The organism is Catenuloplanes niger (genome assembly GCF_031458255.1).
In the GTDB taxonomy this organism is placed as follows: domain Bacteria; phylum Actinomycetota; class Actinomycetes; order Mycobacteriales; family Micromonosporaceae; genus Catenuloplanes; species Catenuloplanes niger.
Map to the genome: position 1 here is coordinate 9,372,602 of NZ_JAVDYC010000001.1, position 11,616 is coordinate 9,384,217.

Here is an 11,616-nt window from a genome sequence, read left to right on the forward strand (position 1 = left end):
GTACCGTCAGTACGTGTTGCCCGCCGTGATCAGGCGCGTCTCGCCGGACGGCAGCGCGGGGCAGCCGGACGGGCCGGGCCAGGTCGCGCCCTCCGGGCTCAGGTACCAGACCGGCAGGTTCGCGGAGCTGCCGGCCAGGTACGTGCCGAGATCGTTGTAGGCGAACCGGTTGTGGTACGACGAGCACTCCGACGCGCCGACCTCGTCCAGGTAGTGCACGCCCGGCGTGGAGGTGCGCGGCCAGGAGTTCGCCCCGAACACGTTGTTCTCGAACGTGTTGAAGTTGCTGGCGTCGCGCACCTTGACCGGGTCGCTGCTCACCCCGGTCACCCGGTTGGACGTGAACCGGTTCGACGAGCTCTTGTGCGTCACGTAGATCCCGTGCACGTAGCTGACCTCGGTGTTGCGCAGATCCACGAAGTGGCTGTTCTCGATGCGGTTGCCGGACGACTCGGTCAGCACCACCCCGCCGAACCCGCAGCGCGGAAAGTCCTCGTCGGCGCAACCGCCACCGGTGTACGCGTTCCCCAGGTCGGTGAACACCATGCCGAACACGGTGTTGCCGTCCAGCCCACGCGCGGACGGCTGCCCCGGACCGGACGACGGCTGGTACCCGCCGCCGCAGGGACCCGCGGACCCGTCCAGCGACAGCGCGCCGCTGGAGTACCGCTGGGCCTGGAGGTAGTAGAACCGCAGCCCCGCCACGCCGCCGTCGGTCAGCGGCCGGCCGTCCGACGGCAGGCAGGCGTAGAACCAGAAGCCGGGCAGGTAACGGCCCGAGGAGGACCGCGCGTTCTCGAAGACCGGCAGCGCGGCGATCCCGTCCCGGCCCTCGCCCACGGTGTAGTCGTCCGGCATGAACGAGATCGTCCGCCCCGGCCGGTAGGTGTCCCAGGTGACACCGCCGGCCACGTACGTCCCGGCGTGGATGCGCACCTCCACGTCCTGATCCACCGGTCCGGCCGCGACCAGTTCCTCCACCCGGCCCAGCGTCCGCACCGCGGTCGCCGGCGTCGCACCGGAACCGGCGTCCGACCCGGCCGCGTTCATGTAGACGGTCTGCACGGCCACCGCGGCCCGTGCGACACCCGGTGCGGCCAGGCCGGCGGCGACGACCGCCGCCAGCAGCGCGCACACCGTCAGGCGCCTGTTGCTCATCAGCTTCCCCCGTCGATGAGTTTGCCAGATATCCATCACGATCACTGATCGTGTCACAGGACGCCTGATCCGCCGAGCCGCGCGGAACATTCAGCCGGTCGCGGCCGCTCTCGTCCGGAAGCCCGGCCCCGGCACCGCGTCCACCTCGCCCGCCGGGACGTGGTGGTCGTGCTCGCAGCGGACCTGCACGGACAGCGTGGCGCCACAGCCGTGGTGGCGCGTGACGACGGCGGGGCCGGCGGGATCGGCGCGGTACCGGTCACCCCACTGCAGCAGGCCCAGCACCGCCGGTACGAGATCGTTGCCCTTCGCGGTGATCGCGTACCTCGCGCGGCTCCGGGCGCCGTCCTCCCGGTAGGGCTCGGTGTCCAGGATGCCGTGCTCGACGAGCTTGCGAAGGCGCTCCGCGAGCAGGTTGCGGGGGCAGCCCAGCATGCGGTGCAGATCGCTGAAGCGGGACGAGCCGTACCAGATCTCGCGGAGGATCAGCAGGGTCCACTTCTCGCCCACCACCTCCAGCGTGCGGGCGATCGAGCAGTTCGCCGGGTCGCGGTCGGCGAACGGGCCGGGGTGCGGGTCCATCCGGACAGCCTACCGGCTAGGTTTACTTTTTGTACTCAGCTGGTGGCGAGCGGGGCCGATACGAAGGCTCGCCGCCACCGGTGGCACCGACGGATGGGGAGAGCAATGAAGGCATTCGTGGTCGAGCGCTACGGCGACGCCGACACCGTGCAGGCCCGTGACGTGCCGGAGCCGGCCGTGGGCGACGACGACGTCCTGGTCCGGGTCCACGCGGCGAGCGTCAACCCGCTCGACCTCAAGATCCGGGCCGGTGACCTCAAGGCGATCCTGCCGTACCGGGCGCCGTTCGTCCTCGGCAACGACCTCGCCGGCACCGTCGTCGCCGTCGGCTCCCGGGTGACCCGGTTCGCCGTCGGCGACGAGGTCTACGCGCGCCCGGACCAGCACCGGATCGGCGCGTTCGCCGAGCTCATCGCGATGCACCAGGACGACGTGGCGGCCAAGCCGGTCAGCCTCACGATGACGGAGGCGGCGTCGTTCCCCCTGGTCGGCCTGACCGCATGGCAGGCCCTGGTCGAGCGCGCGGACCTGCGGCCGGGCCAGAGGGTGCTGATCCACGCCGGGGCCGGCGGCGTCGGCACCGTCGCCGTCCAGCTGGCGAAGCACCTCGGCGCCCACGTCGCCGCGACCGCGAGCGGCGCCAAGGCCGAGCTGGTGAGGAGCCTGGGTGCGGACGTCGTGGTCGATTACACGAGGCAGGCGTTCGAGACGGTGCTGCACGACTACGACGTCGTGCTGGACACCGTCGGCGGCGACACCCTGGACCGGTCGCTGCGGGTGCTCAAGCCGGGCGGCATCGTGGTCAGCGTCGCCGGACCGCCCGACCCGGCCTTCGCCAGGCAGGTCGGCGCCAGCCCGGTCGTCCGGCTGGCCGTCGCCGCGTTGAGCTTCCGGGTCCGGCGGCGTGCCCAACGGCGGCGCGTCCGGTACTCGTACCTGTTCATGCGGGCCAGCGGCGACCAGCTCCGCGAGCTCACCGCGCTGCTCGACGCCGCGACGATCCGGCCGGTCGTGGACCGCGTCTTCGACTTCGCGTCGACCCGCGACGCCCTGGCCCACGTCGAGCAGGGACGCGCGAGGGCGGGCAAGGTCGTCATCCGCATGACGGCGTGACCCGTCCCCGCTTTTTTGACGGCGGCACATGCCGGAATTAAAACTGACCGCCCTCAGTTATGAGTGCAGTCATCAACTTTGGCGCTCGACCCCACAGAACTGAGAGGCCTCTCATGCCCACCCTCGATGGAGCAGTCGTCCTGGTCACCGGCGCGAACGGTGGCATCGGAACCGAGTTCGTCCGCCAGGCCCTGGACCGTGGCGCCACCAAGATCTATGCCAGCGCCCGCAGCCCGCGGGCCTGGGACGACGAGCGGATCGTTCCCCTCGCACTGGACGTCGCCGATCCCGAGTCCGTACGCGCGGCTGTCGACGCCGCGCCCGACGTGACGGTCCTGATCAACAACGCGGGTACGTCGGTGCGCAGCGCCGGCATCCTCACCCACAGCGACCAGGAGATCCGCGCCAACATCGAGACGAATTTCGTCGGCCCGCTGCTGCTGTCCCGCGCGTTCGCCCCGATCCTGTCCGGCCACGACCGGTCCGCGCTCATCAACATGCACTCCGTGCTGAGCTGGTACGCGGTCGCCGGCATCTACAGCGCCACCAAGGCGGCCCTGTGGTCGGCGACCAACTCCCTGCGCCTCGAGCTCGCCCCGGCCGGCGTGCACGTGGTCGGCGTGCACGTCGGATACGTCGACACCGCCATGGCCCGGCACGTCACCGATCCGAAGACCGACCCCGCGGATCTCGTACGCGCCGTCCTCGACGCGACCGAAGCCGGGCGGTACGAGGTCCTGGCCGACCAGGTCTCCGTCGTGGCCAAGGCCGGACTCAGCGCGCCGGTCGAGACCGTCTACCCGCAGCTGGCCGCCCTCGCCTCGCGGTGACGGCCCGGGCCCGGCGGGTGACCCGCCGGGCCCGTCGACGGCGCACCGTGGCGACCGGGAGAATGGGCGCAGGCCCGCGCACCCACCCGGAGGAAGCAGCATGTCCTTCGCATCCGCTCCGCTCGGCCGGCGCGAGCGCAACAAACAGGAGAAACTCGACCGCATCATCGCCGCGGCCGCCGCGCTGTTCGCCGAGCACGGTGTCGACGAGGTGACCACCCAGCAGATAGCCGACGCCGCCGACATCGGCACCGGCACACTGTTCCTCTACGCGAAGACCAAGGGCGAGCTCCTGCTGCTCGTCCAGAACACCCACTACGCCCACGCGCTCGACCGGGGCATCGCCGCGGCCGAGACCGAGCCCGACGTGCTGGACGCGATCACCGCCGTCGTGGCGCAGGTCGTGGCGTGCAACCGGGTGCAGGTCGACAACGGGCGCACGTACCTGCGCGAGATGGTCTTCGGCGACCCCACGGAACCTCGGCACCGGGCGGCACTGACCATCGTGAACCGGACCGAGGCCGCGATCGCCACCCTGCTGCAACGCGACCCGCGCATACCCGTCGCCGACACGGCCACGCTCGCGCACGTCGTCTCCGCCGTCATGTTCCTCGAACTGTCGGTGACCGCGAACATCGGCGCGACGCCGGACGCGTTGACCGCCCGCATCCGCGAACACGTGCGCGCCCTGCTCCCCCGCTGAGGACCGGCCCGCCGTCGACGGTCGCGGGCGCGATCACTGCCATCCAGCACCGATCGATCCGCGGCGCCGAGGGACGCTCAGCGCCGCTCCTGGCCGGAGGCGGCGACCTCGCGTACGGCTGCGGCGATGACCCGGAAGTCCTTCTTGAGCAACGCGCCGTGGTTGCTGGCGACCTTCGCGTGGATGCGGACGTGCGGGTTGCGGGCGGTGACCGCATCGAGGCCGGCCCGGATCCGTTCCTGTTCGTCGCCGCGGCTCCCGAGGGAGGTTCCCGAGGCAACCACATAACGCGTGGGTACGGTGAGGGCGTCGAGCACCGGCCCCAGCTCGCGTTCGCGGGACAGCCTGCCGAGCTCGATGTTGCTGTCGGCCTGCTGCGCGGCGGTCATCCGCGGGGCCAGACCGGTCGGGCGCAGCAGCGGGAGGAACCAGCTCATCCGGCGGAACATCGTGCGGATCCGGCGTTCCATGGCCTCGTCGAGCCAGTCGTGCGGGAAGGCGCCGTCGACCATGACCGCGCCGATCGTGCGGTCCGGGTGCCGGTGGGCCCGGTGCGCGGCGACCACCGCTCCGTAGGACCAGCCCACCAACAGTGCCCGGTCGACCCCGCGGGCCGACAGGACCGCGTCGACGTCCCGCACGGCGGCCTCGAAGGAGTAGTCCGCCGAGCGGCGCGATCTGCCGCGGGCCCGCTCGTCGTAGGTGATGTGCCGCCACCCGTCGCCCAGTTCGGCGATGACCCGCCGCCAGTACCCCTGGGTGGCGAACTGCCCGTTGAGGTAGACCACGGGAGTGCCGGCACCCCCGGTGTCGGTGACCGCCAGGGCCGTGTCGTCGACCGCGACCGTGCCGGACCACGCCGACGCGGTCGGGCCGTTGCTGTTCTCCGTCATGCGTTCCACCTGCTCGGGTCGGATGTTCTCGGATGTCGTCACAGGCTGCGCGCGGTGATGTCGCCGCGGGTGGTGGTCGCGTGGATGGTGAGGCCGGCGGCGGCGCCGTCGGTGTTGTTCAGTGCGTTGTGGACGCGGCCGAGGGTGGTGCCGGCGTCCAGGGTCGCGGAGGCGCCGCGGGCGGCACCGATCGAGATGTTGCCGTCCTCGGTGCGCAGTGTGACGGCGCCGGCGACGGCCTCGACGACGTGCAGGTCACCCTTGCGGGTGCTGATCCGCGCCGGCCCGCCCAGCCGGCCGACCTGCACGTCTCCGGCCTGCAGGGTCAGCCGGGCACTCGCCGTCTCGTCCAGCGCGATCGAGCCGTTCGCGCTCTCGACGGTGACGTCCCCGAGGCGGCCGACACTCCGGAATTCGGCGTCGGCCGCGGTGGCCTCGACCCGGGAGCCGGCGGGCAGCTGGATCGTCACCTCGACGGAACCGGACGCGCCGAGGATCCGGTTCGCCGGTTCCTCGGCCGCGATCCGCAGGACACCGTCGGCGTAGGCGACCTCGACCCGCTGCGCCGCCTTGACGTCGCGGGCCTTGCCGGCGTCCGCGGGGAGGATCTCGACCGTGGTGTCGGCCCGGTCGGCGGCGACGACCCGGATACGGCCCGCGGGGATGGTGAGCACGGCCGAGACCGGGGCGGGCGTGGTGAACGTGTGCATCGTGAACTCCTTCGATCAGTTGTTTCTGACACCGGAAAAGCTACGTTGCCTTCACCGATTCGGCAACGCTCACGTTGCGATGGCCGCTTGTTTTCACTGTTCAAAGGCTTGAACTCATTGCAATGAACGAGAATGCAACGCAATGAATGGCGAGCGGGCGTTGCAATGGATGACGGGTGAACGCTAAGGTGGCGTCCGTTGCCGACTGCGAAGGAGACCGCGATGCCGGGCGGCAGGCTCACCCAACAGGAACGCCAGCAGATCACGCTCGGACTGGCCGAGGGGCTCGCCTACGCGGAGATCGCCCGGCGCATCGACCGTCCGACCTCGACCGTCACCCGGGAGGTCATGCGCAACGGCGGCCCGGCTGGCTACCGCGGCGACCTCGCCCAGCACGCCACCGAACACCGCGCCCGCCGCCGCGCGAAAGCCGTACCCGGGAGATCATCCGCATCCCGGCCGGCCGCCGACGGGCGGGACACCGAAGCCCTTCGCGCGTACGAGGACGCGTTCGCCACCGTCTTCATGCAGTCGGGTCTCCCCCGCATGACGGCCCGGGCCCTGGCCGGCCTGTACACCACCGACACCGGCAGCCTCACCGCCGCCGAGCTCGCCCGGCGACTGCAGATCAGCCCGGGATCGGTCTCCAAGGCGGTCGCGTTCCTCGACAGCCAGGGCCTGATCCGCCGCGAGCGCGACGAACGCCGCCGCGAACGCTACGTCGTCGACGACGACGTCATGTACCAGTCCGTGATGGCCAGCGCCCGGTCCACCGCCCAGCTCGGCGAGATCGCCCGGCAGGGCGCGGACATCCTCGGCCCCGGCACCCCGGCCGCGGCCCGCCTGGAGAACATCGCGCGCTTCGTCGACCTCGTCTCCGAGGGCATCGCGCGCGCCGCCGACCAGGCCCGCGAGATCCTCCACACCAAGCCCGCACCCGGCGCGGACAGCACTTCCTGACCCCACCCCGACCCACCGCGACGGTACGGCGGGTGTAGCGGCGGCCGACGGTGGCCGGCCGCCCACTCGACGTCGAGACTCGGCGGGCGGTCCTCGGCTTGAACGCCGGGTTCGATCCGCCCGCTACCGGGGATCCGGGTGTCGGGCGCACAGCGGGAGCTGTCCTCGTCGCTGCGCCGCGACGCCTGACCGGCACCGCGCGGACGTGGCCGGAGCTCAAGGCGTCAGCGACCGAGTACGAAATATGCGAAACCGAGAACGCCGCGGTAGACGCCGACGTACTCGCGTAGGCGGACGTCGAGTTCGTCCCGGAGCTCGGCCGCTCGGGGATCCTCGGGATGGCGCAGCAACCACGCCTGGCGGCCGGCGAGCCACGTTGACTCGAAATCGTCCCATTCCCGCTGGTCGGCAACGCTCATGTGCAGGACGCGCCAGCCCAGCGCCCGGGCATGCTCGACGAGTTCCGTGAGCGGCATGACCCCCGGGCCGAAGATCTCGGTCGCCTCCGTGGTGGGCGGACGCTCCCAGAAACCGTCACCGAGAAGCAGCCGGCCGCCCGGCCGCACGAGGTCGGCGAGCGACGTGAGAGCCTCGGCCGTTCCTCCCCACGCGTGAGAAGCGCCGACACACAGAAGCCGGTCCGCCGGTTCCCGCCACGCGGACGCTTCCCGCTTCAGGAAGGTCACCCGCTGGTCCAGTGACCGGTCGGCGGCGAGCGTGCGGCCGCGCGCCAGGGCCGCGTCGTCGGTGTCCACGCCGGTCCCCGTCGTCGAGCCGGTGTCGTCGGCGCCGACCGCCTGCAACAGCAGTTCGCCCCAGCCGCATCCGAGATCCACCACCCGGGCGCCGGCGGGAGTGTCAAGCCGCTGCAGAAGGAGGTCCGCGTGGGTCTGCGACAGCGGCGTGTTCCAGCGCATCCGCGCGTAGCGTGCCGAGCTCGGATCGTCGACTGAAGGCATCGCGCCAGTGTGGCAGTCCTCGATCCGCGGTTCACCGCATTTAGCGATGTTCCAGACCGGCTCATGCCGGCACCACCGCAACACAACATAACTGTCATTATGGTGTATCGCTCGCGGCGCCCCGAATGTCCGTTTTGCGCGGTCATCCGGGATTACTGAATTACTGTTATTAGCAATTCGGTAAACGGTCAGAAGTTGACGCCCGCCGGACGGAGTCGCGGCGGGCGAACGGCAAGCCTGAGGAATCCGAGGCGGCCGGAGGACCGGCGTCGCGGTGGAGGGCCGTGTCGGCAGGCCCGCACGGTCAACGACGGGCGAACGACTCGACGCCCGCGGTCGCATGTGCGGCGTAGCCGGACCGGTCGGCAACGACGCGCAGCAGTACCGAAAGCTATGCCTGCCGGTATACCTTCGGAGCCGATATATTGGGGGCGTGGAGACACCAGTACGCGAACCCACGTTCCTGATCCTCACGGCGTTGGCCGCGGAGCCGCTGCACGGGTACGGGCTGATCACCGAGGTGGCCCGGCTGTCCGACGGGCGCGTGTCGCTGCGGCCCGGCACGCTGTACGGCGCGCTCGACCGGCTGGTCGACGCGGGGCTGGTCGCGGTGGAGCGGGAGGAGGTGGTGGACAGCCGGCTGCGCCGCTACTACCGGCTCACCGACCACGGCGGTGAGCTGCTCGCGGCGGAGACCGAGCGGATGCGCCGCAACGTCGAGGCCGCCACCGCGCGGTTGACCACGCGCACGCCCCGCCTCCGTGGAGGGACCGCGTGACCGACCTGGAACGCCGCTATCGGCGCCTGGTCCGGATCTTCTATCCGGCCGGCCACCACGACGCGCGCGGCACCGAGATCATCGACACGTACCTGGCCCTGGCCTCGCCGGACCGGCGGTGGCCCGCCGCGGCGGACGTGACCGACCTGGCCGCCGGCGGGCTGCGCCAGCACGCGCGCGCGGCCGGCGCCACCGAGATCGGCGCCGGCGTACGGCTGGCCGCGACGCTGGCGCTGTCGACCGCCACGGCCCTGGCCGGTGGCTGGGCCGTGCTGGAGGTCAACCCGTGGACGGTGGCGTGGTTCGGCTTCGCGCAGCACGGCACGCCGGTCTCGCTCGGCGTCGGCGTGTGGGCGGCCTGGCTGCTCGCCGCGGTGGTGCACCTGGTGGCGCCCGGCCGGTGGACGCGGCCGGCGATCGGCCTGGCCCTCGTCGTCACGGTCGCCGTCGTACCGTTCGCGGCCGTCGTCGACCAGGCCCGGCCGCCGCTGTTCGTGCTCCTCGCCCAGGCCGGCCTCGGGTTCGTGGCGCTCGGCTCCCCCGGCCGGCCGCCGGTGTGGCGGCGACTGCTGCCCCTCGCCGGCGCCGCCGCGGCCCTGCCCGTGGCGGCGGCCGTGGCGTACCGCGGTGGTGAGACGTTCGGGTATTACGGATGGCCCGCCGGCCAGGTCCTTCCGGGCGCCGGGCTCGCGCTTCTCCTGGTGGCGGCGCTGGCGGCGGGCCACGGCCGCCGCCGCGTGTGGGCGCTGTCGGTGCTGCTCACGCCGATCGGCTTGCTGTGGCTGCACCCGCTGGCCGAGGGGCTCGCGGTCAGCCGGTACGGCGGCGGGCCGCACGCGGACACCACGACCCTGGCCACCGCGGCGATCGTCGTGTCCGTGGCCGGCGCGGTGATCGCCACGTCAGCCGCGGTGACGGTCCGGCGCCGGATCACCTTCCCGGCCCGCGCGGAACACCGGAACGGAGTCCACCGGTAGACGCGGGTGACGCGTACCGGCGGTACCGCGGAAACAGCCGGCACCGGGAGCGGACGTGAGCGGTGCGGAACCGCCCGGCGCCGCAGCGTTCGTCCGGCCGGAAACCTCTCGCCCGGCGTCGAGGGACTTCCGAAATCGCAGGAGAACGGCTCTGACAGAAGCGCGGAGGCGAGTGGGTGATCCAAGCCCCGGGCGATCGCCCGCGGGGCGGACGCTGCATGATCGACGACTATGACGGTGGAGTGGCGTGAGGACTACGTCGGTGGCTCGGCGGAGGCCGAGGAGCGGGCGTTTCGTGAGTACGCGCGGCGGATGACCGAGGTGCAGAACGCGCATGCGCGGACGGCTGGCGCGCGGGCCGCGCACCGGACGTTGCACGCCAAGACCGTGGTCGGGGTGACCGGGGCGGAGCTGGTGTTCGCCGAGGACCTGCCGGGCGAGCTCAACGTCGGGGCGTTCGTGGCCAGGGCGCGGCTGGCCACCACGGTGCGGCTGTCGAACGCCTCGGGCGTGCCCCGGGCGGACACCGAGCCGGATCTGCGTGGGGCGGCGCTGAAGGTGGCGCTGCCGGGTGGTGACGTGCACGACCTGCTCATGACCAGCTATCCGGTGTCGCACGTGCGGGACGCGCAGCAGTTCGTGGCCGTGGCGGAGATCGGAGCGGGGCCGCGGGCACTGGCGCTGCCACGGATGGTGGCGGCGGTCGGGGTGCGGGAGACGCTGCGGATCGTGGGGAACCTGCGGCGGGCCACCCGGCGCAGCGAGAGCCTGGCGCTGGAGTCGTACTGGAGCCGGGGTGCGATCCTCTGGGGTGACGCCGGGCCGGTACGGTTCCGGCTGAGCCCGGTCGGGGCGGCGCACGGCGTACCCGCCGATGGGTTCGACGGGTTGGGGGTGGAGTTCCGGGCGCGGCTGGCGCGGGGGCCGGTGCGGTTCGGGTTGAGTGTGCAGCGCTTCGTGTCGCGGGAGCGGACGCCGATCGAGGACGGTGCGGTGGAGTGGGACGCGCCGTGGACGCCGGTGGCGACGCTGACCGTTCCGGGGCCGGAGGCGCTCGACGACGAGCGGGTGCACGGGATGGCGTTCAGCCCGTGGCACTGCCCGGCGGAGTTCCGGCCGCTGGGGAACCTCAACCGGGCCCGGCGCGCGGTCTACGCGGCGAGCGCGGCCGGGTGGCAGCGACAGTAGGGTGTCCGGTATGCCGCTGCGTCCCGTGCAGGTGAACATCAAGGCGACGAGTGATTCGGTGCTCGGCCGGTTCTGGGCGGACGCGCTCGGCTGGGGTGTCTCCAGCGAGGGGCCGGGCGTGACCAATGTCGAGCCGGCCGGGTACACCTATCCGGACCCGGCGGTGTTCTACATCGACGTCGTCACGGTGCCGGACCCGGAGACGGTGCGATACCGCGCGCACCTCGACCTGGCCACCACGTCCCCGGGCCAGCAGGCGGAGCTGGTGGCGCGGCTGACCGCGCTGGGGGCGACGCCGGCCGACATCGGGCAGGGTGACGTGCCGTGGACGGTGCTGGCCGACCCGGAGGGCAACCTGTTCTGCGTGCTGGAGCCGCGGGAGGTGTACCGGGACACCGGCCCGATCGCGGCGGTGGTGGTCGGCTGCGCGGATCCGCGGGCGATGGCCCGGTTCTGGGGTGCGGCGACGGACTGGGCCGTGCACGAGGTGACCGACGAGTTCGCGTCACTGCGGTCGGCGACGGGTGTCGGGCCGTACCTGGAGTTCATCCGCGGTGCCGGGCCGGAGGACGGCCGGGTGCATCTCGACCTGCGGCCGTACCCGGGGGATGACCAGGCGGCCGAGGTGGCGCGGCTGCGCGGGCTCGGTGCGACCGCGATCGACGTGGGGCAGGGCGACGTGCCGTGGCGGTGTCTGGCCGACCCGGAGGGCAACGAGTTCTGCGTGCTCAGCGCCGGATAACCCGGTCGACGCGGGCACGGATC

The 11,616-nt window shown here is 72.2% G+C and carries 13 protein-coding genes; 8 read left to right on the forward strand and 5 right to left on the reverse strand.

Translation table 11 applies throughout. The features are described from left to right. Positions 1-6: 6 nt before the first annotated feature. Positions 7-1,158, reverse strand: a complete 1,152-nt coding sequence (locus J2S44_RS41230; protein WP_310428832.1) for a right-handed parallel beta-helix repeat-containing protein — start codon at positions 1,156-1,158, stop codon at positions 7-9. A gap of 90 nt (positions 1,159-1,248) precedes the next feature. Then, positions 1,249-1,740 carry a winged helix-turn-helix transcriptional regulator gene (locus J2S44_RS41235; protein WP_310428834.1) on the reverse strand — a complete coding sequence of 164 codons (492 nt, stop codon included), beginning with the start codon at positions 1,738-1,740 and terminating at the stop codon, positions 1,249-1,251. Positions 1,741-1,845: 105 nt separating this feature from the next. Between J2S44_RS41235 and J2S44_RS41240 the strand changes: the two genes are divergently transcribed. The 3 genes from J2S44_RS41240 (at position 1,846) to J2S44_RS41250 (ending at position 4,386) form a co-directional block, all read left to right on the forward strand. Continuing rightward, positions 1,846-2,853 (forward strand): NADP-dependent oxidoreductase, encoded by a 1,008-nt coding sequence (locus J2S44_RS41240; RefSeq protein WP_310428836.1) that lies wholly within the window; start codon positions 1,846-1,848, stop codon positions 2,851-2,853. A gap of 113 nt (positions 2,854-2,966) precedes the next feature. Continuing rightward, positions 2,967-3,683 carry an SDR family oxidoreductase gene (locus J2S44_RS41245; RefSeq protein WP_310428837.1) on the forward strand — a complete coding sequence of 239 codons (717 nt, stop codon included), beginning with the start codon at positions 2,967-2,969 and terminating at the stop codon, positions 3,681-3,683. Positions 3,684-3,783: 100 nt separating this feature from the next. Continuing rightward, positions 3,784-4,386 carry a TetR/AcrR family transcriptional regulator gene (locus J2S44_RS41250; RefSeq protein ID WP_310428839.1) on the forward strand — a complete coding sequence of 201 codons (603 nt, stop codon included), beginning with the start codon at positions 3,784-3,786 and terminating at the stop codon, positions 4,384-4,386. 77 nt (positions 4,387-4,463) lie between these two features. On the opposite strand, the gene J2S44_RS41255 is transcribed toward J2S44_RS41250, so the two are convergent. Both J2S44_RS41255 and J2S44_RS41260 read right to left on the reverse strand, forming a co-directional pair. Further along, a complete protein-coding gene (locus J2S44_RS41255) occupies positions 4,464-5,279 on the reverse strand; it encodes an alpha/beta fold hydrolase (RefSeq protein WP_310428841.1) in 816 nt (271 codons plus the stop codon). Positions 5,280-5,317: 38 nt separating this feature from the next. Continuing rightward, a complete protein-coding gene (locus J2S44_RS41260; RefSeq protein WP_310428843.1) occupies positions 5,318-5,989 on the reverse strand; it encodes a DUF4097 family beta strand repeat-containing protein in 672 nt (223 codons plus the stop codon). Between the two features lie 222 nt (positions 5,990-6,211). Here J2S44_RS41260 and J2S44_RS41265 point away from each other — a divergent pair, with 222 nt between their 5' ends. Beyond that, a complete protein-coding gene (locus tag J2S44_RS41265; protein WP_310430140.1) occupies positions 6,212-6,949 on the forward strand; it encodes a GbsR/MarR family transcriptional regulator in 738 nt (245 codons plus the stop codon). Positions 6,950-7,173: 224 nt separating this feature from the next. Here the strand turns inward: J2S44_RS41265 and J2S44_RS41270 are convergent, their stop codons facing one another. Further along, complete coding sequence (locus J2S44_RS41270; protein WP_310428845.1) at positions 7,174-7,908, reverse strand: methyltransferase domain-containing protein; 735 nt, start codon at positions 7,906-7,908, stop codon at positions 7,174-7,176. 433 nt (positions 7,909-8,341) lie between these two features. Between J2S44_RS41270 and J2S44_RS41275 the strand changes: the two genes are divergently transcribed. The 4 genes from J2S44_RS41275 to J2S44_RS41290 all read left to right on the forward strand — a co-directional run bounded on the left by J2S44_RS41275 (position 8,342) and on the right by J2S44_RS41290 (position 11,593). After that, positions 8,342-8,686 carry a PadR family transcriptional regulator gene (locus tag J2S44_RS41275; protein WP_310428847.1) on the forward strand — a complete coding sequence of 115 codons (345 nt, stop codon included), beginning with the start codon at positions 8,342-8,344 and terminating at the stop codon, positions 8,684-8,686. Then, entirely contained in the window at positions 8,683-9,663 is a 981-nt protein-coding gene (locus tag J2S44_RS41280; protein ID WP_310428849.1) for a hypothetical protein, read from the forward strand. Before J2S44_RS41275 ends, J2S44_RS41280 begins: the two co-directional genes overlap by 4 nt. A gap of 231 nt (positions 9,664-9,894) precedes the next feature. Further along, on the forward strand, positions 9,895-10,851 hold the full coding sequence (locus tag J2S44_RS41285; protein ID WP_310428851.1) for a catalase family protein: 957 nt from the start codon (positions 9,895-9,897) through the stop codon (positions 10,849-10,851). A gap of 10 nt (positions 10,852-10,861) precedes the next feature. Further along, positions 10,862-11,593 carry a VOC family protein gene (locus J2S44_RS41290; RefSeq protein ID WP_310428853.1) on the forward strand — a complete coding sequence of 244 codons (732 nt, stop codon included), beginning with the start codon at positions 10,862-10,864 and terminating at the stop codon, positions 11,591-11,593. The last annotated feature ends 23 nt before the right edge of the window (positions 11,594-11,616 follow it).

Excerpts from the sequence above, each read along its gene's own strand:
- J2S44_RS41230 (WP_310428832.1), bottom strand. The coding sequence starts at position 1,158 with ATGAGCAACAGGCGCCTGACGGTGTGCGCGCTGCTGGCGGCGGTCGTC.
- J2S44_RS41235 (WP_310428834.1), bottom strand. The coding sequence starts at position 1,740 with ATGGACCCGCACCCCGGCCCGTTCGCCGACCGCGACCCGGCGAACTGC.
- J2S44_RS41240 (WP_310428836.1), top strand. The coding sequence starts at position 1,846 with ATGAAGGCATTCGTGGTCGAGCGCTACGGCGACGCCGACACCGTGCAG.
- J2S44_RS41245 (WP_310428837.1), top strand. The coding sequence starts at position 2,967 with ATGCCCACCCTCGATGGAGCAGTCGTCCTGGTCACCGGCGCGAACGGT.
- J2S44_RS41250 (WP_310428839.1), top strand. The coding sequence starts at position 3,784 with ATGTCCTTCGCATCCGCTCCGCTCGGCCGGCGCGAGCGCAACAAACAG.
- J2S44_RS41255 (WP_310428841.1), bottom strand. The coding sequence starts at position 5,279 with ATGACGGAGAACAGCAACGGCCCGACCGCGTCGGCGTGGTCCGGCACG.
- J2S44_RS41260 (WP_310428843.1), bottom strand. The coding sequence starts at position 5,989 with ATGCACACGTTCACCACGCCCGCCCCGGTCTCGGCCGTGCTCACCATC.
- J2S44_RS41265 (WP_310430140.1), top strand. The coding sequence starts at position 6,212 with ATGCCGGGCGGCAGGCTCACCCAACAGGAACGCCAGCAGATCACGCTC.
- J2S44_RS41270 (WP_310428845.1), bottom strand. The coding sequence starts at position 7,908 with ATGCCTTCAGTCGACGATCCGAGCTCGGCACGCTACGCGCGGATGCGC.
- J2S44_RS41285 (WP_310428851.1), top strand. The coding sequence starts at position 9,895 with ATGACGGTGGAGTGGCGTGAGGACTACGTCGGTGGCTCGGCGGAGGCC.
- J2S44_RS41290 (WP_310428853.1), top strand. The coding sequence starts at position 10,862 with ATGCCGCTGCGTCCCGTGCAGGTGAACATCAAGGCGACGAGTGATTCG.